General features: G+C 46.5%; 21 protein-coding genes. 8 read left to right on the top strand and 13 right to left on the bottom strand.

Features of this window, described 5'->3' with window-relative positions; translation table 11 throughout:
• The first annotated feature begins 33 nt into the window (after positions 1-33).
• Positions 34-1,683 (top strand): RNA polymerase sigma factor, encoded by a 1,650-nt coding sequence (locus tag B9Y93_RS12030; protein ID WP_176228915.1) that lies wholly within the window; start codon positions 34-36, stop codon positions 1,681-1,683.
• A gap of 203 nt (positions 1,684-1,886) precedes the next feature.
• Here B9Y93_RS12030 and B9Y93_RS12025 read toward each other — a convergent pair whose 3' ends face one another.
• Positions 1,887-2,966: an ankyrin repeat domain-containing protein gene (locus tag B9Y93_RS12025; protein WP_085494673.1), complete on the bottom strand. Its 1,080-nt coding sequence runs from the start codon at positions 2,964-2,966 to the stop codon at positions 1,887-1,889.
• Positions 2,967-3,146: 180 nt separating this feature from the next.
• Here B9Y93_RS12025 and B9Y93_RS12020 point away from each other — a divergent pair, with 180 nt between their 5' ends.
• Positions 3,147-4,157 (top strand): hypothetical protein, encoded by a 1,011-nt coding sequence (locus tag B9Y93_RS12020; RefSeq protein WP_085494672.1) that lies wholly within the window; start codon positions 3,147-3,149, stop codon positions 4,155-4,157.
• 155 nt (positions 4,158-4,312) lie between these two features.
• Here the strand turns inward: B9Y93_RS12020 and B9Y93_RS12015 are convergent, their stop codons facing one another.
• From B9Y93_RS12015 to B9Y93_RS11995, 5 genes are all read right to left on the bottom strand, one after another.
• Entirely contained in the window at positions 4,313-5,161 is an 849-nt protein-coding gene (locus tag B9Y93_RS12015; RefSeq protein ID WP_176228914.1) for an alpha/beta fold hydrolase, read from the bottom strand.
• Positions 5,162-5,219: 58 nt separating this feature from the next.
• Positions 5,220-5,831, bottom strand: a complete 612-nt coding sequence (locus B9Y93_RS12010) for a TetR/AcrR family transcriptional regulator (RefSeq protein WP_176228913.1) — start codon at positions 5,829-5,831, stop codon at positions 5,220-5,222.
• 161 nt (positions 5,832-5,992) lie between these two features.
• Positions 5,993-6,739 (bottom strand): hypothetical protein, encoded by a 747-nt coding sequence (locus B9Y93_RS12005; protein WP_085494669.1) that lies wholly within the window; start codon positions 6,737-6,739, stop codon positions 5,993-5,995.
• 31 nt (positions 6,740-6,770) lie between these two features.
• Positions 6,771-7,511 (bottom strand): SMI1/KNR4 family protein, encoded by a 741-nt coding sequence (locus tag B9Y93_RS12000; RefSeq protein ID WP_244903384.1) that lies wholly within the window; start codon positions 7,509-7,511, stop codon positions 6,771-6,773.
• Positions 7,512-7,589: 78 nt separating this feature from the next.
• A complete protein-coding gene (locus B9Y93_RS11995) occupies positions 7,590-8,513 on the bottom strand; it encodes a methyl-accepting chemotaxis protein (RefSeq protein ID WP_085494668.1) in 924 nt (307 codons plus the stop codon).
• A gap of 135 nt (positions 8,514-8,648) precedes the next feature.
• On the opposite strand from B9Y93_RS11995, the gene B9Y93_RS11990 reads away from it, so the two are divergent.
• Positions 8,649-9,563, top strand: coding sequence for a MerR family transcriptional regulator (locus tag B9Y93_RS11990; RefSeq protein WP_085494667.1), 915 nt, complete (start codon positions 8,649-8,651; stop codon positions 9,561-9,563).
• Between the two features lie 124 nt (positions 9,564-9,687).
• Here the strand turns inward: B9Y93_RS11990 and B9Y93_RS11985 are convergent, their stop codons facing one another.
• The 3 genes from B9Y93_RS11985 to B9Y93_RS11975 are packed head-to-tail and all read right to left on the bottom strand — an operon-like array spanning position 9,688 to position 11,885.
• Complete coding sequence (locus B9Y93_RS11985) at positions 9,688-10,119, bottom strand: hypothetical protein (protein ID WP_085494666.1); 432 nt, start codon at positions 10,117-10,119, stop codon at positions 9,688-9,690.
• An 11-nt stretch (positions 10,120-10,130) separates the two neighbouring features.
• A complete protein-coding gene (locus B9Y93_RS11980) occupies positions 10,131-10,670 on the bottom strand; it encodes a LytTR family DNA-binding domain-containing protein (RefSeq protein WP_085494665.1) in 540 nt (179 codons plus the stop codon).
• Positions 10,671-10,703: 33 nt separating this feature from the next.
• Positions 10,704-11,885: a serine hydrolase domain-containing protein gene (locus B9Y93_RS11975; RefSeq protein ID WP_085495105.1), complete on the bottom strand. Its 1,182-nt coding sequence runs from the start codon at positions 11,883-11,885 to the stop codon at positions 10,704-10,706.
• A 409-nt stretch (positions 11,886-12,294) separates the two neighbouring features.
• Here B9Y93_RS11975 and B9Y93_RS11970 point away from each other — a divergent pair, with 409 nt between their 5' ends.
• Entirely contained in the window at positions 12,295-12,534 is a 240-nt protein-coding gene (locus tag B9Y93_RS11970) for a hypothetical protein (protein ID WP_085494664.1), read from the top strand.
• Positions 12,535-12,745: 211 nt separating this feature from the next.
• On the opposite strand, the gene B9Y93_RS11965 is transcribed toward B9Y93_RS11970, so the two are convergent.
• The 3 genes from B9Y93_RS11965 to B9Y93_RS11955 form a co-directional block, all read right to left on the bottom strand.
• Positions 12,746-13,195 (bottom strand): hypothetical protein, encoded by a 450-nt coding sequence (locus B9Y93_RS11965; RefSeq protein WP_139829167.1) that lies wholly within the window; start codon positions 13,193-13,195, stop codon positions 12,746-12,748.
• A gap of 117 nt (positions 13,196-13,312) precedes the next feature.
• Entirely contained in the window at positions 13,313-16,465 is a 3,153-nt protein-coding gene (locus B9Y93_RS11960; RefSeq protein ID WP_176228912.1) for a hybrid sensor histidine kinase/response regulator, read from the bottom strand.
• A 238-nt stretch (positions 16,466-16,703) separates the two neighbouring features.
• A complete protein-coding gene (locus B9Y93_RS11955; RefSeq protein WP_085494662.1) occupies positions 16,704-17,807 on the bottom strand; it encodes a Gfo/Idh/MocA family protein in 1,104 nt (367 codons plus the stop codon).
• Between the two features lie 134 nt (positions 17,808-17,941).
• Between B9Y93_RS11955 and B9Y93_RS11950 the strand changes: the two genes are divergently transcribed.
• Together B9Y93_RS11950 and B9Y93_RS11945 are read left to right on the top strand one after the other, a co-directional pair.
• Positions 17,942-18,301: a winged helix-turn-helix transcriptional regulator gene (locus B9Y93_RS11950; protein ID WP_280522893.1), complete on the top strand. Its 360-nt coding sequence runs from the start codon at positions 17,942-17,944 to the stop codon at positions 18,299-18,301.
• 65 nt (positions 18,302-18,366) lie between these two features.
• Positions 18,367-19,362 (top strand): MerR family transcriptional regulator, encoded by a 996-nt coding sequence (locus B9Y93_RS11945; RefSeq protein WP_240967987.1) that lies wholly within the window; start codon positions 18,367-18,369, stop codon positions 19,360-19,362.
• Between the two features lie 72 nt (positions 19,363-19,434).
• Here the strand turns inward: B9Y93_RS11945 and B9Y93_RS11940 are convergent, their stop codons facing one another.
• Entirely contained in the window at positions 19,435-20,856 is a 1,422-nt protein-coding gene (locus B9Y93_RS11940) for an alpha/beta hydrolase family protein (RefSeq protein ID WP_085495097.1), read from the bottom strand.
• A gap of 204 nt (positions 20,857-21,060) precedes the next feature.
• On the opposite strand from B9Y93_RS11940, the gene B9Y93_RS11935 reads away from it, so the two are divergent.
• On the top strand, positions 21,061-21,972 hold the full coding sequence (locus B9Y93_RS11935; RefSeq protein ID WP_085494661.1) for a helix-turn-helix domain-containing protein: 912 nt from the start codon (positions 21,061-21,063) through the stop codon (positions 21,970-21,972).
• Between the two features lie 172 nt (positions 21,973-22,144).
• Entirely contained in the window at positions 22,145-22,546 is a 402-nt protein-coding gene (locus B9Y93_RS11930; protein ID WP_085494660.1) for a VOC family protein, read from the top strand.
• Positions 22,547-22,729 lie beyond the last annotated feature (183 nt).

Genomic DNA, 22,729 nt, shown 5'->3' with positions numbered 1-22,729 from the left:
ATGGATACAACAGAGATAAAGGAAGGTGAGAGGATGAAGCCTGAGGAGGCCCTCTTATATCTTGAAGATAAAGCGTTTTTGGACTCCCTGTTCGGTTATGCCTACAAACGCTGCAGCAGCGCCTATGAAGCGGAAGATCTCTGTTCAGAGATTATCGTACAGCTGCTAAAAAGCCTTCGCAGGCAAGAGGACATTCATCATTTTTACGGATATGCATGGACAATTGCCCAACGCGTATACGCCGATTTTAGTGAAAAGCGAAAGCGGCTCAGTAGCGAGGCGACCTTGACGACAAATGCGACTGCTCCTTTGCATGCCGTCATCCATCCTATCGATGCGCTCATCAATCAAGAAAGCAACGCAGACGCTCTGCGCCGAATCCAACGAGAGATCGCCTTTTTATCCAAAATGTATCGGGATGTGATGATTATGTACTATTTGGATGGCATGAAGACAGCAGCAATTGCCCATAAGCTCGGGATTCTAGAAACGACAGTGAAGCAGCGGTTATTTTCTGCCCGCAATACCATTCGAAAAGAGGTGACGAACAAGAACATGGACAACTCGAACTTAACATTGAAGCCAGTCAAGCTGTTGTTAATAGGGACAGGGGCGCCTTCAGGCCATGATCCTCGTGTTAAAGCGGAGCGATTATTTTCTCAGAATCTCATCTATTTATGCAAAAATACCGCCCGCACACCAAAAGAACTCTCAGAGCTGCTTCATGTGCCAATGCCTTTTGTAGAGGAGGAGCTTGAGATACAGTGCCGTGGCGAGAATGGCCATTACGGACTGTTGAAGAGATTGGATAGCGGCAAGTACATCTCGAATTTGGTCCTCATTGATGCGCAGGACCTTGCACGCATTCAGGAAGTTTATCGTCCGTACACACAGGAAATCGTGGACAAGGCTGTCCATTATCTTCGCACTCATGAGCAGCGCATACTCCGCTTTCCATTTTTGAGCCAACCACCGGAAGCCTCGCAAATAGCATGGTCGCTCATCTCTCGCATGATATGGGCCTTTGAGGATAGGGTGAAGCAGCGACTAACGGAGAAGTATTATGCAGCTATGGAGCTTCATGAAAAAGAATTCCACACCTTCGGATTTGCCGTTAAGGAAACCGAGGAGATCGAGCTTAATGTGTATGGCTGTGACGGCATTCAGGCGCTCAACCTTTGCGGGTATCGAAAAGTATATGCAGCGAACATATACGGACCTCGCCTTCAAAAGCATTTCAACTGCGGGCATCAGATGTCGCTCGACCCTGTAATGATGTTGACCCTGCTTGCTATAAAGGGATTGAAAGCAGACTCCCTTACAGAAGATGAGAAGGAAGTCGCCGCAAAAGCCATTGAAGCAGGCTGCCTGAGGAAAGAGAATGATGCGCTTTATCCAAACATCCTTGTTATAGATGCGAAAGATGAGGACGCATTCTATGCATTATCGACGGAGTTCACTGATTCAATTGATGATCTAGTGGAACCCTTTGCTGATGCCATTCATGCCATGATTAAGACCTATGTGCCGCGTCATCTTATCCACGATTACCCCCTTTTTGTCCTGCAGACGACATGCGGCTTAATCAATGATGTTATAGAGTCTTGCATGGAAAAAGGCGTCTTGTCTACGCCAGAAAGTTCTTATGGCTCCGAAGGCATTTGGATGATTGTAGAACAGTAAAAAACAAACCACCGTCTCTTTTACAGACGGTGGTTTCCTCTTATATGGCACACTCTTTTTATGCTGAAGACTCTCATTAGGACAGACATTGCTGAGTCCATTGCTTCATGTGCTTTGTGATCACATGGACATCCGTACCTGTGGTATCCACGGTTGGCATCAGTGGACCAGCCTCCATCGGGAGCTTATCATCCTTTCCCCATTTACAATTCGCCCTCAAGGAACTTGATGAGATACTGCTCAGGCTCGCTGAGGAAATCCTGAAAGCAGCATAAATCCGCGTACTCCTTATGCTCTATATCATAGCAGCCGATGGAGCCCTTTTTCTTAGGGTTCCATACCAGCTGAAGACCCGAATACTGATCGATATCAGCTGACAGCCGCAGCAGCTTCTGACGACCAGCCTTCATCTCCACCGTATCGGTTAAATTGAAGAAATCAATGTATTGAATGCCATACTCGTTTTTGCCTAGCTCCAGACGCAGTTGATCACCGGTTAAAAATGCAATCAGGTCGACAGGCAGCTTATACTTCCTCAGCTCATATTTTTTATTTTCCACGTCATGCAGCTCTGCAGGCTCCAGCGCCTTCAAGTATTCGGCCATGGCCGCATTCTTGCTGCTAACGGCAATCGTATACGGCCGCTCCCCATCCTTTTCCGCCTTTAATACATCAGCACCGCGCTCGATCAACCATTGGACCATCTTCATACTGCCCATCCGTGCAGCAACCGTTAACGGAGTCGCTCGATAAGGATACACCATATCCGGTTCGTTGTAATTAATATCAACACCATGATCAAGCAAATAGGTGACCCATTCCAGATCATGATCAGATACCGCTGTGCGCAGCACCTCACCGCCATGTGTCTTCATATCGAGCCCCAGCTCATGAATGAGCGGAATATTGCTTTTATTGCCGTAATAAGCCTGCGAATAAGCGCCTGAGCCCACTCGATTACGCATGTCCAGCTTGGCGCCTTGTGCTGCAACATAGCGTACGATGTCTTCCTTGCAATAGCGAACCGCGAGTAAAAAGGCGGGGTTTTGCTTCACATTGAGGTTAACACCGTGCTCCAACAATAACTTCACAACTTCCAGCCTCTCTGATAACAATGCCAGTTCAAGCGGACTTAGTGTCGTATATGAGCTGAGCACAATACCCTTCTCTATGTCCCAGCCCGCTGCAATCGCATCCTGCAATGCTGGTAGATTTCCCTCATAAATAGGTATCGCCATATCTGGAAGCGTCTCAAACGTTCCTATGTTTTTTAGCTTAATCATCCCATATTCTCCCTTTGTCACTCTTTTTACACGAGTATAGAAAACAATACAGGAAAACACAACGAGCCCTTAGCACGAAGATAGATCTTGTATTCTGCTTGCTCTCTACTTGCTGGGAGGAAGTCCCCCTATTATCGTGGAATATATATGCATGTATTCATAAAAAGGAGTGGCTTCAGCATGAGTTCTTATGATGTGCACATTGGCAAGCTGATTAGTGGAAGACGAGGACTAGAGGGCAGCGAAAGCTATATCCTTTGCACCCCTGATAAGCAGATCGTCGAGATCGATTCGACCAGACTTCATGAAGGTATTTTCGTGAGTACAGCAGAGATGGAAGATGCCTTGTATGAGTATTGCAAGTCGGCAATGGACGAGTATATCGCGGAAGGAAACAACGAAGACGTGTATACCTTCTCCATTTATACCGATACCTATCACGGCAGCTATATCATCTATATCAATAACCAGAACACCTTGAACGAAATGGTTGAGGATTCCTATACTCGTGAACGCAAGCGACATCGGAATAAAGATGAATCTGAAGTTCGCGAGAAACTCTGTGCCGAATTGAAATACGCAGAGGGCGATTTTTCATTTATGTATGAGGACATGCCTGAGCGTTTGGAAAAGTGGCTCGGGATGTTCTATTGTATCAGCTTGGAGGAGCCCCGCTTTCTCGACATCGATCAAGCCTATATTTTTGAGAAAACACTGTTCGATTCCCAGCTGTTCCTAATCGCCATTGATGTCATTCAGCGCTTGCAGCCAGACTTCGAGCAGCTGCAGCGTACGGATGACTTTATCGCTTATGTCTCTGCTGCGGATGGTGTGGGTGGCGACTACTTGACTACCAGCCAGCTGCTTCGCAAATGCGTCTCTCAGAAGCAGCTGTACAAGGCAATGCCTGATGTCGAAGAGAAGGATCTGGAATTCCAAGCAGCTGTGCAGTCCGTGAAGCAGCTTCCTCTTGATGAGCAGGTGCAGCACTGGATTCATGCTCTCGATCATGGCGAATTCGGCAAGAACAGTCCCTATTCATTCTGGAAAACCGATTACGAAGTGTATGAACAGCTGATAGGACTCGGGCAAGAAGCCGTTCCAGCTATTGAGAAGCATCTTAACGATGAGCTGAAGCAAGACACCAAACGGATTCTCCACATGGTACTGGAGGACTTAGAGCAGCTGTGAAGCTGCTCGATTCACTGTCCGTTATCATGAAGGCTGGCAAATGGGAGGGAGCCCTCTACCTTTCTATATTTATGAGAAAAAGGGCTTCCCTGCTCTGTGCTCCGTATAGCCAAAAGAGCTCCTGAAACGCCACCTCGCTTGATCGAAGCTGGCTCCTATGCCTCCTGAAGGAAATGCAGCATGTGGGAACGCGCCTCCGCATAGTGTAGGCTAAACCACATCAGATGGCTCTCTGCTTCTGTTACATAGAGCTCTGCCTTAGGGATTTGCTCTAATGCATACTCAGCATGATGATACGGAATTACGCCATCATATTTGCTGAATAGGATCAGTGTCGGCGCTTTAATAGCAGTCAGGTCGCCGCTCTGATGAAGAATATCATGCATGAAGCCTGAACCTGATCGCTGAGTTCTCACAAATTCCTTCATACGGACAAATCGCTCGTCATCCAAGGAGTTGATTACAGACTGAGCGTCTAAGGTAGTCAAGCTGCCCATTAGCTGTGTAAGGGTATAGCGAGGGGCAAGGTTCAGCATTCCACGGAACATCCCCCAGAACACACGCTCAACACCGGGTCTAAACAGTGTAGCGGCAATTCGTTTTTGCTTCGCATCCGCCCACTCGCTGGTGATGGCGCACTGCAGGACAAGCCTTCGGACAAGCTCAGGGTGCCGGCTTGCCAATTGAAGGCCTGTAGGACCGCCAGCTGACAGGGCAATGACGTCAGCCTGCTCGATCTGAAGGGCATTCAGCAGTGCTGCCAAGGCATCAGCAGCTTCATCCGCCCTTCGGCCTGTTGCAGACGGTGTTCCTTGATACCCCGGACGGGTAGGAACAACCAGCCGATAGCCGGCCTCCAGCAGGTAAGGCTCATCTGGAAGGACGGAGTTGCAGTGTGTATGCCCGCCGTTGATGACGAGCAGCGTCCGTTCTGCCTGGCCATGCGCTGGCTCTGTCATTCGATACTCCACTAAGCCGTGAGAAGTCATAATGCAAGTGTTCATCTTATCTCTCCTCCGATCTAATAATAAACAACTGTTCATTTTTAGTTCAAAAAAATTTCTAGACTAGTCTCCCAAATCCCTGAAATAAGATATCAATATACCTCATGGTACAGGCTCGAATGCGCTGCTCATCTTCATACAATCGCATAATCTCAAACAGCCCTTCCAAAAAACTGACAGAAAGCGGCCTTGCTGCCAGCGCTGCTAGTTGTCCTGTGAATGGCGTCTCACAATCCGTATATCGTTCTGATCTTTCTAAATGTTCCTGCACATGCTTGGCAAAGACCGATATAATCTGATCTTTCGCATCTTGATACTTGGTTCCCGCGCTGCCATCAAGCAAAATGAGCATTTCCTTGCGGTAATCAAGCAGCAATCCACCCATCACATGCCCAATCTGTGTGATCATTTGCTCCAGCGTGAATGCCATGCCCTCGCCGATCTTGCCCGAATCGTGCTCATTCAGGGCTAACATGCGGGTGTATGCCGGTGTTGTAATCGCATAGAACAGCTCTTCTTTATTCGGATAATAGCGATACAGATTGCCTGCCGAGATATGGGCCTGCTTTGCAATGCTGCGCATGGAAGCATGCATATAGCCTTTTTCCATAAATTCATCGCACGCAGCAGCCAAGATTGCGGCTTTTACCTCTTCTTTTAATACCTGCATAAATGAACCTCCGTTCATTATTACAATAACAGAATCAAGCCGTTATCGACAAGAGATTTTTAGCCACGAACACGCCTAATTCAAAGCAGACTGTCCACGCTGCTCGTAGCAGCGGTTAGGTTGTCCCACCCGTGCAGCGCCATTAGGTAGACGAAGATGAGCTAAGCATATCTCTCACAGCCTTGTGATAAAAACCATTGCTCCATTGCATCAAGCAGCGATTGCGCATGCTGCTCATAAATGAGCGCGATTTCCTGCCCGTTCGCAATATTAAATCGAAGATAGCCCCCAAGCTGCTGATAGAACAGCTTGCAGGTGTATTCATTTTGAATATACTGATCAGGATGAAAGGCTTCTCGGCACATGTCAGCTAACTCCGACAGCGTAAGCGGCTCCTGCTCAGGCGGCAAACGCAGAAAGAGATGACGCTTCGCATCTGTCCAAGGCTCATAGTATGAAGGATCAGCAGGGTTAGACCCATATACCTGATTATAGATGTCCTCCAATACTTCAATATACCAATCTGCTTCTTCTTCCTCGTCTCCCATTGATATCGATATGGATAATGACTTCAGTACCTCATCATGGCGCGGCAGCCAGATGAATTGAGATGTCTTTGGATGCACGGCGAGAAAGTCGCCGTCCACCGTTGTGCCTATCGCGATGCACGCTCCAATTTGCTGCTCCGTAATCGGACTAGCTTCGTCATGCTCCCATAACCCATAATCGGGAAAAGGCTTAAGCACCTCAGCATCAGGCATGTGCACATTCATCCATCCCCTGTAAGTCCCCTCGCCATATCGTTGCAAGAATCGGAGATAGCCCGGTGGATAGAGATTGCTTCTTATACCCTCCAGCATATGGTGCTGGGCCTCCGTCAACTGCTTAGGCTCGGATACGAGATACATATATGCTTCCTCCTTATGATCGAAGTCATCCTTAACTCCTTTTATAGTCCGCACCAATGCTCTTCAGTTGAGCCTCAATGCCTGCGGCTCGCTGCTCCACACCTTTATACACTAGCAGCGGCAACTGATCCAGATAAGCTCTCGCCTGCGCATAATCACAAGAGAAGGTTTTTTTGATAAACATTATTGTCTTCAACTTATCCTGACCTTCACCCGTAAGCATGAGCTGACAGTAGTTAACCTGCTGCACATCCTCTTCCAGCTCCCACTCCTCCAAGCCGCTCGGCAGCAATGCACTTTGAAGAAACGAAGCAAGGTCGTCATAGGCAATGTCAAAATCCCATCGGCCTGTCCCATGCTCCGCTGTATAAATCACCGTATCCCCTCTCGATAAATCCATACAATAAGGATCGCCTTCATCTGAAGCAATAACGAGATAGCTGCTTGGCCAATCCAAGATATCCTCTTGGGTAACCGGATTATAGTTATACCCCCATTGGCCCTGTGGAAGCTCCCTTGCACCGTATAAGTTAAGACTTATGTACTGATCTGTATTCCAGCTCACCTTGTCGGGCACATAATGTTGCAAAAAGTATAGATAATCATCTGGCAGCTGCCACTGCTCAGTCACCAAGCGAATATCGTCGTTATCGGCTTCGGTCGTAAGACTCATCGGGTATTTGGCGTAAAAGTCAGGATTCTGCTCGCACATCGCCGCTACTGCAGCTTGCATCTGCTCAATTATCGTCCCTATCTCCTTAACATGCCTCACCGTTGGCTCCATCCCCCTTATTCTATGATAGGTAACATTATATCTTGTTCGAGCTGTAACCTGATAGGGTCAAACTAACTAGAACATCTCCCCTAGCATTCTAGCTTGGCTGTCTAATTCTCGTGCAGATTGTCCAATGCTTGTAAACTCTTGAACCGCTTGTTTCGTGCGCAGTTGAGTATCTGCGATCACCTTCTGAGTTTGTTTAATCCCGTTTGAGAGTTCGGCGACTTGAGCCAGTATGTTTTGAAGTGTGGCGTTTACTTCTTGAGTGGCTTCCTCCGTTTGCTTAGCCAGCTTGCGAACCTCATTCGCAACCACGTTAAAGCCCCGGCCATATTCTCCAGCATGTGCGGCTTCTATGGCTGCATTCAGTGCAAGCATTTGGGTTTGAGAAGCGATGCTGCGGATGGCCTTCATCGTCTTTTGCACATCATCGGCTTTACGCTCCATCAACTGCAAGGCCGTCATATTGTCATCGGACTCTTTAACCACCTCTTCAATGGCAGCTTCAATGAGGTGACTGCTCTCAATGCCCACATCGGCACGTCCTAAAAGTGCATCTGCCATCTCCTGAAGTTCGGCTGTAACCTTCCCTGTCATTTGTTCTCGCTCGGTAATATCTGTGGCAATTTTCAGAACAGCCTCTACCTGGCCTGCTTCGTTGGTTACGGGCATATAAGTCGCTTCAAACCAGCGCGGCTGTCGCTGTTTGTTTAACCGCAATATTTTTTCTTGGAATGGACGTCCGTTTCTTAGGTCCTCCCATAGCTTTATGTAGTCCGGGCTATTCACATATTCAGCTGCACAAAACTGCTTGTGCTTAAGCCCCAGCATTTCCGACTTTTCATATTCCATCGCTTTAGCAAAATGATCATTGGCCCATATGACCGTGCCGTCTATATCAAATGCAATAATAGCCAGATTCTGTTCAATCGCTGATAGCATGGCATGTACATTTAATTTGGGATTACTGACCGTGATGCTGCTTATACCGCTCATGATGACACCACCTAAAGTTTGTATAGTTTTTGTACAACTTTGATAACGAAACTATACACGAATGCCCAAACCAACACAAGAATCAACTATTCCATCATTTCCAATTGTGTATAATAGGGTTGAGGTGTACAAGATATGCATAGTATTCAAAAGGTTTCAAAGCTGTTGGACATTCCTGCTGTAACCATACGAGCGTGGGAGAACAGATATAAGGTCGTCTCCCCCATTCGAAGTACAGGGGGCCATCGTCTATACAGTGAATCGGATATTCATACTCTAAAATGGTTAAAAAACCAAATAACTAAGCACAACAAGAAAATAGGCGAAGCCGTTTCTTTGCTGCAGCAACAGCAGCGCACTTCCGCCAATGAGGTCCCGGCACCCCCGATGCGTGAGCATTCCTGTGATCTAGCCAACACACTGTATCATCATTTGATCGACATTCATTCGTCCTGCTCACATCAAACGATTGATTTGGCCTTTTCACTCTATCATTTTGAGCACGTATTCTATCATATTTTAGCGCCTGTTCTGGTACGATTAGGCGAAGAATGGGAGCAAGGCATCATCTCAACTGCTCAAGAGCATTTCTCATCCCAATTGATCATGCAAAGAATCATGCATTTCTTTAGAGTGCTGCCCGTTTATGAGAATCAGCCCACAGCGTTGGCCTTCTGCCCTGAAGGCGAGCATCATCATATCGGATTAATGCTGTTCAGCTTATTTCTACGAACCAAAGGCATAGAGGTCATTTATTTGGGTCCTAATACGCCTTACGACGACCTGGATCGATTAATAAAGGATAAACGCATTTCGATTGTTGCCATGTCCATTAGTGACCCTGATCTTGTTAACAATATCGAACGTTGGCTCCAGAACATGATACTTGAGCTGCCCAACTTGAATATCGTACTTGGTGGAAAAGCCTTTTACGATTGCCATTCACCCTTATCCTCATACGTGCAAGCCTCTAATAAAGAAGATTGGGAAGCTTGGTATCAATCATCGATTGGAATAACCCATCTCCATCGTTCCTCTTCCAAACCTTAACCTAACGTCATAGAACAAAATAAGCCTTTACAGCAAAAAGGAATGGACAAAGAATTGGTCTTTGTTCATTCCCTGCGTTGAAGCGGCTTCGCCTGGCATCTATAGGGTACAGTCGCGCCAATCTTTATTTATCTTTTAGCGATGCCTGAAATGTCTTTAATTTATGTTGAGCTCGTCGATACCATCCATAATCAAGAAGATTGGCGATGCAGACGATGCCGAGAACGATCAAGACTATTGACACAAATCCGCCTTTATTCTCCAGATTGCGGTTTGTTATCAGGATTACAGCACTCATCAGCAGTGCAGTTAAAACTAAAGCAATCAGGTTATTTACAAAAAAATAGGTTTTGGCATTGGCCATGCGAATAGGCAGCTTCGAGGTTAGCCATTCTGTCATTAAGCCAATGAGGAATCCTATGCTCCCGCTGGCTAATACCACTAATAATCGATATGAGAACAGTGCCTCGCCTTGATCGATGAACTGCAAGACCACACCGATGAAGAGGCCAAGAAAAAAGGATTTTATCATGTTTTGAACATTTATTTTCTCCATTGCGTGCTCTCCTATATGTTGAGTGTGCGCCTAAGCCTCTTGGAATACACTTTAGATACCTCTAACTCCGTATGGTTGTTCATTCTTAGTACATATCTGGAATTAAACCAAGGGATAATTTCCTTTACATGCAGCAAGTTCACAAGTTGTGATTTGTTGATGCGAATAAAGCCTTGTGCTCCCCATACATGCTCATAATATTGCAATGTTTCCTTCATGCTGTATCGGTTAGACATCGTATAGGCTGCAATTCCATCCGAGCCAGCTTCGAGATACCGCACATCCCCAGGCTCAATGACCGCAAATTTATTTTCACTTAGCCCTGTAACCTTATGCCTAAAAGGCATATCAGCCTGTATGCCTGAGACCGCTAGCTTAACGGCATCCATATAATCAAGCGCATCAAATACGATGCACAGCTTCTCACGCGGAAGAGGGTAGCCCTGCTCAACCAGCACCACGTGACTATCAGGCTTCACTTCAATATAATATTTGGACAATTCCTGCTTTAATCTTTCAGACATTTTATCTGAGCACAATAATTGAATCATCCTGTGTCTCCTACCTGACAACGCTTGAATTATTTATTCCACTATCATCCTATCATATATCATTCTAATGTTAACCAGTTCTTCTATGCCTTGTTCCGCAAAATCAAGCGATCCAAAATTCGCAATATAAAAGGTGTCATGCTCTCTATCGTATAACGCATACGTTCCTGTCGAGCCAACCGCTCCATATACATCGGACATCGAGCTTAACAGAACCGACAGCTCGCTAAAATCAAAGTACATCATGCCCAGCCCGTAATAAATCCCCTTGTCATAGCGATGGGCAAATTCCCTCATCTGTCGATATCCTTCATCCGACAGAAGCTTTCCCTCCTCCAAAGCGATCATAAATGCCAACAGATCCTTCATTGTTGTTACAACACCGCCTCCTGCCCAGTCAACCGATAGGGCATTTTTGTCGCTGAGATCAATGCCTTCTACGTAGATGCCCAGCACATCAGCGGGTCCAGCCTGATTGAACATCAGATAGCTATCCTTCATCCCCAAGGGCTCAAATATCCTCTGCTGCAAAATATTAGCATAAGGCTGCTTTTCAATCTCCTCCAACAAAAGCCCGAGCAAAACATATCCCGTATCGGAATAATAGAATTGCTGACCAGGCTTCCCTACAGGCGCTTGCCGTTCCCTCGTAAATGCAATCAATTGCTCCGGTGAGAAAGTTAGATTAGGGTTTGAAGTGATCATGTCCAACATAGAAGCTCCACTTGTAACCGGGCCTTCAAAATAATCACCGACTCCGGATGTATGACTCAGCAGCTGCCTGATGGTTACTTGATCCGCATAGTCCACTCCATCTACCACAAATAAGCCTTTAAGGAGATCTTTGTCCAGCCATGAGACGATCTTATCGTCATAGCTGACTTTCCCTTCTTCAACCAATATAGCGTACACTGCAGCACACATCGTTTTGCCGATGCTGGCGGCATGGTATGAGCTATTGGTGTGAACAGGCTGATTCGATGCATGATTTTGAGTGCCGACCGCAAATTGTTCGAAATACCCGGTTTGCTTGGAATAGATAGTCAGCAAGGCACTGGATAAGGAATCGTGCTGCCTGACAAGGCTGGTGAGATGATGCTGAATCTTATCATTCACCTGCTCTTTGGATATCGGCCTATTCATGTAGGTTAATAGTCCAAATCCAACTGCTGCCATTAGGACGATACCTACCATGATTTTTATCGCTATTTTCATAAGAGCTTTGAACCACCCTTCGCTTCTGTATGCTTGCATACCATAATCTAAGCGATGGTTGTAGATTTAGATATCCTTTTCCCTTAAGTGGTCAAAATTAGAGATCAAAGCGGCATTTATAGAGGCCAGCTGCTACCATCTCTAATGCAGCTATCTCGTATCGTAAGGTCTATCTGCAAAAGTAGATGAAGAAATTATTGATTTAAAAGTAATTAAACCAGCTAACGCGCTTAAACATTAATTCATAGTGGGAGAGTGATGGGTATAATGTAATTATTGAGTATAAAGGTCTTTATGTTTGGATAGATAGGACTTCGTCTTCAAGGGAATGTTTTTCTGCTTTATCAGAAGAGTAAAATTAAATCAACAAGAATAGCACCTAGAATAAAAAGAAATCAAGAGGTGTTGTATGGACGGTTCATCTGGATGGGGTATACTCTTTGGTTGGATGATAGCTTTGTCTGTGTGGGCAGTGTTAGGGATTGGTGTCGTGGTTGGAATGATTTTGTTTTTTATATTTGGTGTCAGGAAAGAAAGTAAAATGATGGCTATAGGAGGGCCACTAGGAACATTAGGAGTTGGGGTCTTGCTAGCTGTGGCTAGTTATTATATTTTAAATTCATGGTTTGGAGTAGATCTATTTAGTTGAAGACGGTTAGTAAGAGAAGCAGGTAATCTTTAAGTAAAGAAGATTATAGTTCAGAAACAACAGGATCAGGCGCAAATATCTTGGTCCTGTTTTATAAATAATGAGATACCTACTTGGCTTATCCCAAGATATCTTCTTTCGTGACATGACCATAGTTGTACCCCCATTGGCCCAGTGGAGGCCCTCTAGTATCTTGGAAAATCACAGATACTCATTCATTATGTCTATTGATATAATCCTCAACCCACTTTAAATTTATTGGTCCATTCAGCAACTTATAGTACTTCCCTACTAAATAATGTACTTTGTCCTCAGTAATATGAATCAACAAGGGCTTGGATGTCGTATCATTAATTTGAATTTCTAAATAATCACCTAACAAATTACTGCCTTCATCTTTCTTTACTTTATATGCACTCAAAAAGTCAATTAACTCTTTTGTTGTTTCAGCACTTTCAGTAGACCATTCTCCATTGGTTCCGTTAATACTATAACTTAATTCCATTGAGACAAATTCATTCTGATTAAAGTCAATCATTTCTCCAATATCCTTCACTCGATTAGAGTTCCATGTATTCACACCCCATGCAATTGCTATCACTAAAAAAACACCTAACATAACACCCATTCTAAACTTCTTTTTACTTGGAATCTTAATCACTCCTAACCTTATTCCTTTATATATAACAAGGGCTACGGAGTCACCATAGCCCTGCATACGTATTATCTAACAAGAAAGTCCTCATCTACTATTTTGATAACCACTTGCGCTTGTTTATTATATGGTCTTATTTAATTCAGTTCGTACATAGAAGGTTACCTTCGTTCCCGCTCCCAGCGTGCTTGTAATCTGCAGCCCCGTACCGAAGCTTCGCTTCAGTCGTTGGTCCGTATTTATCAAGCCCACTCCTGACTTGTTGTCTGCCTTTCTGTCCAATATACGCTGCAATTGCTGCTCATCCATCCCAACCCCATCATCTTCAACAATGATCTCGGCACGGTTCTCAAGCACAGACACACGAATTGTAATGGTTCCTCCCTGAGCACGCTTCATGATGCCATGCCTTATTGCATTTTCCACCAAAGGCTGGATCGATAAAAAGGGAATGGAGATGCCGCTAGTGTCGTCGATTTCCCATACCACCTGCAATCTTTCCTCAAACCTTACCTTCTCAATATATACATAAGAGCGCACTAGGCTTAGCTCTTCTTCGATGGGGACAAATTCATCCATGTGCTGAAACTTGAATTTACTTCTGAGATAATGACTGAACTCATCCAGCAAGCTGCGCATCTTGTCCAGATCAATATCGCTCAGCGCGGTTACCGCATTCAACGTATTGAATAGAAAGTGAGGCTGAATCTGCGCCTGCAGCCATGCTGCTTCGAGCTGCAATTGTTCCCGGACCATTTTCTTAATCGTGGTGAGCGCTTCTATTCTTGACTTTATTTCTAGAGGCTCCACCGGCTTGGTCACATAATCATTTGCTCCTGCCAAGAAGCCGCTTTGCACATCCTTCGGCTGGCTTCTAGCCGTAAGGAGCAAAATAGGCAGCTCAGTCAAGGTATACTGCTCGCGGATTCTTCGTGTCAACTCATAGCCGGACATCTGCGGCATCATAATATCCGTGATGACGAGATCCCATTCCCTCGCATCCAATAATGCCAGCGCCTCTTTGCCTCCAGTGACCATCGTGAGATCATATTCATCAGGCGGCAGAATGGCCTCCAGCACTTGATGGTTAACCGGGTCATCGTCCACAATTAAGATAAATGGACGGCGCTCCCCCTCCCTTCGGACAGTGGCTACAGGAGCCGCAGCAGATGCCGCTCCCGATTGCTCCAGGCCGACCGAGATATCCCCGAGCTGCTTCAACGGACCTGTGAGTGCCTGCAGCGGTTGCAGTCGCTCATGTCTTACTCCTGCCGGCTCATTTGCCAGCTCTAATGAGAAGGTAAAGGTCGATCCCTTCTCTGGAGCAGAAGATACCTCCAGCGCTCCGCCGTGCAGCTCTACCAGCTGCTTGCTTATGCTTAAGCCTAACCCAAATCCCCCCTCTATCTTTGTCTCATTCGTACTGGCTTGCTCATAAGGGAGGAACAATCGCTTCAGCATCTCAGCATCCATGCCAATTCCGGTGTCGGTAATTGCAATGTAAGCCCGTCCTTCGCTCACATACGCCTTAATGGTAGCTTCTCCTTCATTGGTGTATTTCACGGCATTGTGAAGCAAATTGAATACGATTTGAATCACACGGTTCTCATCGGCCAAGACAGGAGGAAACTCATCCGGAATCTGATTGGCAATACGTACTGATTTCACCTCTGCATTGAACTGGAGCATATCCATAACGCCGGTCACAATAGGCTGAATCCGTATGGCCTTTTTATCCAGTCGAGGCGCGCCCTCCTGCAAGCTCATCACATCAATCAAATCATTCAAAATAAAGGTCAATCTCCGCCCCACCGATAATACGGTATCCAGCTCTTTGACACTTCTCTCCTGCAGCACATGCCGCTCCCTTTTCAAGACGGACTGAGACATATTCAGCATGCTGTGAAGCGGATTTTTGAACTCATGCGAAGTATTTGCCAGAAATTGATCCTTATGATTATTCATTCTTTGCAGAGTTGAGGCAAGCTCCTTCGTATTCGCATGCATGTTGAAATAATCCTTGAACCAGACCGAGGCGATGCAGCCCATCGAGATCATGAGATCGAAGGGATAATGGACTATACTGACACCCATTTCCCGCCAGCATAACGACCATAGAAAATGATGGATAAGAGCCAGCATGGAACACAGCAGCAAGACATGCTTCTTGAGGTCTTTAATAATTTTCTTAAACATCGTGATCATCGTCACTCCTGCAGCTACCAAGCCCAACACAAAATAAGTCGGAAACAGCGCAATCACCTGAGCAGGTTCCAAACACAGCGTAAGGCCTGCAGCCCCTAGAACGCAGAATCGATATACCGGATACATCTTGCTCCAATACCGCAGCTCGCGATGATTCGTACACTCCAGCAGTGCATAGGCTCCGATCAAGAAGGAGACATTGGAGATCCGAAAGTCCCATGTATAGCCCATGTAGAATAATTGGTGAAACAGCTTCTCATCATTGCTGAATAGACTGGACAGGGTTGTACAAAATGCCAGCAGCGAAAAATAAAGCAGCCTCTTTTCTCTATTGCCAAGCAAAAATAAAATAAGCGCATAGACAGCATGAATAAGGAAAATAATCGCGCCAAGGAGCTGCATCGATACTGAGAATTTCATTTCCTTGGCAATGGCTGCCTCAGACCCGAACTTGATCGAGCGGATAATACCGCTGCTTCGACTATCCACATAATTCGCTGCCTGAATGACCAGATCTATAATCCCTTCGTCATCTGCCGTAACCGTCGTAGCATAAGGCAAATTTCTGGCGATGTATGAATTCTTTGATGCCGCAACTTGTCCAGAAGCAGCCAGCAAACGCCCATTTACATACAATGCGGAGGATGTTCGCACGCTGGGCACTCGAATGCTGTAATTCATATCCTTATTTGGATCGACATATAGCCGCAGACGATAGGACCCGAATCCATATGGAGTCGGTGCTTCAGGACGCATGGCTTCATTCCAGCCATCCGGGACCTGAATGAGCACTGGCTTCTGTTCCAATGATGTCAGCATCTGTCCATCTTGTATCAGCCACTGCGAAGGATAGAACTCCCACTCGCCATCCAGCAGCAGAATATCTCCCTCTTCCGCACTCCAAGCACGCAGATCCAGCTCTCCGTTCTGAATTTCAGCCTGCTTTTGATCGCGAAAGGACTCCATCCATAACAGCCTCAATCCAGCTAATATCACAATCAATAACGCAAGCAGCAATAAGACATGGCCTTTCTTCAAGCGTTGCTTTGTTGCATGATTTAGCAAGTCCATTTCCTCTCCTGATCAATCTCCCAAAAGATCTCGTTTTCTATAATTATACAGACATTACGCCCTAGCAGATTTTTGTTTTTTATGACGAAATCAAAAAAAGAATGAACAAAGGATTAGCCTTTGCTCATTCTCTAGCTTCATTAATGGATATAAAGGATAAGGATTTCAAATATTCCTTGATGTTAAGCAGGCTATCATGATAGCCGCGGTGCTCGTGGTTTGTGCCTCATCCAGCCGATTATTCCACAGCTTGTCGTATGCCTGTCTGGGAAGCTTGGCGTATGGCATCCATCAGCCGATGCAGCCGAACGGCTTGGGCAAAGTCAGGAAGCTCCGCTGTCTCTCCCGCAAGCTGCTTTGACAAAGCGATGTATTGATGAGCGACATGATATCCCGGACCAGGCAGCGTATCCCATGATACGAGCGATACATCAGGCTCCGGTGCTTCGAGAATTTCAGCCTCGCCTGAAGGGCTGACATAGCTCAGGTTTAGTCGATCCATCTGGAACATCAGTCCGTCCCGAGGTGTGATCACCAATTCCCCGTTTGTTCCAATCACTCGCAGCGTAAAGCCAAGGGCACCGCCGTTAACAATTTGGGCCGCTACGAGCGCCCCTCCCTCCAATTTGCCGGAGATGAGCACATGATCCGGTGCATCCGCCTGCACGGTCTCCCCTGTCTCAAGCACCGTTACATCCGGGTACTGTACGGCAAGCGCCGCCGATACTTCAATAAATGGCGCCATCATATATTCGACGGCGTCAAAAATATGTGCCGCTCCAACGGTCAATTGGTTAGCTCCGTTGGAGGCATCCAGCAAATACACATGTGCCTGATCCACTACGCCATTCGTCGTGGGGAATACCGGGAGTGTAACGGCAATATTCACCGCTAGGACTTGGCCGATATGGCCATCCGCCACCAGCTCCCGCATGTAGCGAACGTTCGAATTGGCGCGCGCTTGCAGACCGACAATATGCTGCACGCCTCGCTCCTTCGCTAGCACGAGAAGCTCCTCCGCTTCCGCTGTAGTCCTTGCAAGCGGCCATTCGCAGTACACATGCTTGCCTGCCTCAAGCACAGCACGGATCAATCGATCGTGCTCCGGCACCTTCACCGTGACAGCTGCGATGTCTATGTCAGACTGTCTTGCCATCTCAGATGCATCGATATAATACCGCTCGACGCCAAGAAGCTCAGCCGCCCTCTGTGCACTTTCCAGGCGTGTTCCAGTCACCGCCTTTGCCTCATAAGCCTCCAGCACCTTCAGAGCTGGAGCATGTGCAAGTCCGCCCCAGCCCCCTGCTCCGATAATGCCAACGCCCCACTTCTTCTTTTTCATACGTGGTTTCCTCCTCCGACTGGTTCTCTGTATCGTAAAGACAAATCCGAGTATGAAGGATATAATCGAATCAGAAAAGTACGCACTTTTTCGTCATATCGTTACCAAATGGGTACGTTGAAGGAGGGTTTGGCTTGACACGCGAGAATAATAGCTCAGGTATCGACCGCACAGCGTCGAAGAAAACATATCACAACCCATCCGAAGCGGCACTTGACCGCATCGGCGGCAAATGGAAAACCGGCATCCTGTGCATGCTTGCAGAGCATGGGGAATTGCGCAATGGAGAATTGCTGAGAAGGCTCTCGCCCGTCACGCAGAAGATGCTCACTCAGCAGCTGAAGGAACTCGAAGCGGATGGCCTTATTCTCCGTACCGTCTTCCCCGAGGTCCCGCCCAAGGTCGTCTATGAACTGACGGACAAAGGCTGGTCGCTGCAGAGTGTGCTGGAGCCGCTCTGTGAATGGGGAAAGAAACTGCTCCATGCTGATTAGCCGTGGTTCACCATTGAATCTCCCGCGACAGGAGATTATATCATGATGTAATGGAGGTGACGGCATTGCATTCACATAACACTTCTATGAACCATTCACCTATGGACTGTATAGCTGAAGAGACCGTCTTTTCCATAGGGGAAGCCGCCAAAAGGATAGGCTCCACCATTAAAACAGTCCGCTACTATGACGAGATTGGACTGGTAAAGCCCTCCAGATATACAGAGGGCGGCCACCGCTTGTATACGGCAGAGGATATCAGGCTTCTAGAACTTACGGCAGCACTGCGCTATATGGACTTTGGCATAGATGATATTAGACATATCATCTATGGAGAGGTTCCTGTGGATGCAGCGATTGATGAACATATCCAATCACTTGAGCTGCAAGTCCGCACACTGACGAATATGATGGCTTTATTACACCAGGCAAAGGAACAAGGCGGAGATGCATTGCGCTATCTTGTTAAGCTCGTGCATACAAGAACGGTCAGTGCCGAGCAGCGCGAACAATATATATCGGAGAAGGTAGAGGAATCACATTTATTCAAGGATATCCCGGTGGAATGGAGAGATCCGGTTCTTTATTTTTTCAACAAGTATGTTGTTCATCAACCTAGAACAACCGCCAAGCAGACTGCTGCGTGGCTGGAACTGCAGACGCTGATGAGCGATCCGCAGTTTATCGCGGATCTTAAAAAGGTCGAGCTGCAATTCTCTTCTATTACAAATCAGCCTCGTTATCATGCATCTCTATGGATCAAAAAGATAGAGGATGTGCAGAGTCGGTTGAATCTTGCCTTGAAGCAGCGATACACAGCGGGGAGCAAGGCTGTCCAAAGTATAATTGATGAAATGGCTCTACTGCATGCGAACTCCAAGCAATCGCGCCCTAAGGAATCGTTTTTCCACGCTTATGCCCAATATATAGAGAGTACCCGCACGACACGCCTTGAGCGCTGCAATGCGCTATGCGCCATCATTAGTCCGCAATACCGCCAGCTGTACAAAGGAAGTCTCCTCTTGTACCGCGGTGTCCAATGGAGGCTTCAACACCAATAAGTCCATCATGCGATCATTGAGGGCAAAGGGCAAGGAGCACAGCGCCCTCAACGATTCCAATAGCTGCACCACTCAGCCCTTTTTCAAGGTGTAATCGGGATGTTCGCCGACCTGATTCAATAGCTGCAAGGGCTGCTGTTTTAAGTAATGATTAAAGAAGTCCAACGAATAGTCGTTAATGATACGGTGAGCCTGTTGTAGATGAATGCCTGCCATCCGTTCAATCAGCGGTGAAATCAGGTAAAAATCACTAAAGCCCGTATGATCCATGTTATTTATGATGAGCCAATAGTTACCGCCATCTGCCACGTGCTCATATCGAGTCAGCATGCGTTCGATCATCTCAGCTTGCTGCCGATCCGGGATCGTTTGAGCGATCTGTAGAGAATGATCTGCACTCATTAATAGAAATGGCTTCTTTAGTCCTCCCTCGGGAACCCGCTGCTTGCCATAAAGGATGCCATCCATGTTAATGGCTGCTTTAATTCTGTCATCGCGCATGAGCATCTGTGTGCTTGTTGCCCCGCCGAAGGAATGGCCAAACATCCCCACCTTCTCCATATCAAGCCTCCCCGTAAAGCGCTCTTCAGGATCATGATTAGCAAGCTGCTCCAATTGATGAAGCACGAACTTTACATCCTCCACCCATCCTTCATTGGCTTGATCCAAATAGTCTGCTGAATCTGTATCCTGCGGCACCAACCAAGCTACGCGGCCATCTGCGAACACAGATGCCATACTGCTGTAAGTGTGATCGATGCCTACGACGATATAGCCCTCGCTTACCAGCTGCTCGATCTGGAAGGTGTTCTGGTTCTTATGTCCACTGAACCCATGGGAGAACAGGAGCACCGGATACGCGGGCTCCCGGGTGGCAATCGCTGCGTGCTCGACAGCGTGTGTCCTGACATGCTCAAAGGTCGTAAACAATGCCTTCGGCATATTCAAGAGCTTGCTGTAACCCTCTGCAAATGGACCTGCATCACTCAAATAATGTTCTCGTTTTCCGCTTGCCTGCAGCTCAGCAGGATACCAGATTTGCACCATTAGCTCGCGCTTGTCGCCGGCCTCCGCTGTAAATGTCTCTTCACGCTGCTCATCTATCCAATCATAGGTTACGGTACCGATGGAATAAGGCCCTGCCGGCTTCTCAAAGGTAAAGACCGGAAGCACGATAGGCAGCGCCACGGCGATGATCCCATACAGGAACGCCAACGACAAAGCAAGGATCCGACGTATTCGTGATCCCTTCCCCGTTCGCTCTTTCGGCTCAAATATCGATTGTACCCCCAGTATAACGATGGGAATGATCGTTATCAGATAGATGGGAACCATCTGCCAGCGCATGCCTTCCATAATTCCGTGGAACAACACGGCTATAGCCGAGATGGCCAATCCGATAAGCATCGCCCGTCGCGATTTTGTTCTAGCAAGTATTAGCCAGCCTAGCAGCACGATATTGATAAACGCAGACAACATTTCCATTGATCTCATGAATAGGGCCCCCTCATATACGGTTCTCGCTGTCATCTCTACCAGCATAAAACCTCCCGTGGCAGGACAATCAAGAACGCAGATATACCTGCGCTTGTAACAGATAAGCTCATTCATGTAACAAGGCGGTCATTGAGGGTATTTTAGCTATAACGTTATAATGCAGTTGACTAGTCAAGAGGATACACATGGGAGGTCAACCTTATGAATATTGAACTAGGGAAGAAAATTAGATGGCTGCGTTTACAAAAAGGAATGACGCAGGAGGAGCTTGCGGCAAAGCTTAATCTATCATCACAGGCAGTATCCAAATGGGAGAATCGCGTAACTCTGCCTGATATTCAATTTCTCCCTCAATTATCTGTGATCTTGGGTGTTACCATTGATGAGCTGTTTGCCCTTACGGATGACACCCATCTCGAACGGATTGAAAATATGATTCATCAAGAACATGTGATCTCCGAGGATGATTTTCACTACGCGGAGCAGTTTCTTAAAGGAAAATTAGACGATGAGGAGAGAAAGTCTTACAGTCTTACGCTGTTAGCGGAGCTTCACATGCATCGTTCTGATGAGCATCGTGAATATGCTGTTCATTATGCCAAAGATGCAATTAGACAGGTTCCTCATTCGAAAAGAAATCATAATGCACTGCGCGATGCAGAGAAAGGAGTCCTATTCGATTGGAATTATTCCAATCACCATAAGCTCATCGCGTATTACGTGAACTTTGTGCAGAATCATCCCGATTACTGGCCTGCTTATGTATGGCTTTTGAATTATCTCATAGCAGATGGCAGATGCACGGAAGCAAAAGAAATACTAGAGAAATTGAATCAAATTCATGCAAGCTACTTATATCCGTTATATGACGGCCTTATATGCAAGGAAGAAGGCAACCATGCTCAAGCCTTATTGCTGTGGGAGCAGATGACGGACTTGTATCCGGATGATTGGGCTGCATGGACCTCCAGGGGAGATTGCATGGCCAAGCTTTGCAGGTACGACGAAGCCGTACAATATTACAGCAAAGGCTATGAACTGCAGCCGCATCCCAAGTATACGGATTCCTTGGAAGCGATGTGCCATATCTACAGCATTCAAGGAAACTTATAATAAGGCTATCGAGATGCTTCAGGAGATCATCTCCCTGCTTGAACGCGATTGGAATATTACAGAAGGTAAGGTTGTTGATGCTTACAAAGGGGACATCGCTAATCTAACAGCAGAAATAACTGCACGTTTTTAAAGCAAATTGAGGTATGATAATAGTAAAAAACAGGAAGGGATGACTTCATTGGGATTATTGCATCATGTAGAGATTTATGTCTCTGACCTCAAGCGCTCAAACGATTTCTGGGGCTGGTTCTTGTCAGAACTGGGCTACACGCTGTATCAGGAATGGGAAGAAGGATTCAGTTGGAAATTAGGGGACACCTATCTTGTATTTGTGCAAGCTAAAGAAAAATACTTGGATGTTCCGTACCATCGCTGCCGGGTAGGACTGAATCATTTAGCCTTCCATGCTTCTTCCAGAGCACAAGTGGACGAGCTGACCGAGAAGGTCCGTTCTAAAGGCATGAACATGCTTTATAAAGATAAGCATCCGTTCGCAGGCGGCGACCATTATTACGCTCTATTTTTTGAAGACCCTGATCGCATAAAGGTTGAACTGGTCGCGCCTGAATAAGGCGTCTCGCTGCCGTATATGAAGATTTGAATCCAACTTTCACTTTGAATTGTAATCGTGTACGGAACGCATTCTTTTCATATGCAAAATGAGTAAAAAAATAGTCCCTTCTGTCCACTTGGCGGCAGAGGGGACTTTGATGTAGTAGAGCTGTCAGGGATATCAAGCATATAGGATGGTGAA

It is taken from the genome of Paenibacillus aquistagni, from assembly GCF_900177815.1.
GTDB lineage: Bacteria > Bacillota > Bacilli > Paenibacillales > Paenibacillaceae > Paenibacillus_B > Paenibacillus_B aquistagni.
The sequence above is the reverse complement of the archived record's forward strand: the minus strand, read 5'-3'. Positions and strand labels throughout refer to the sequence as shown.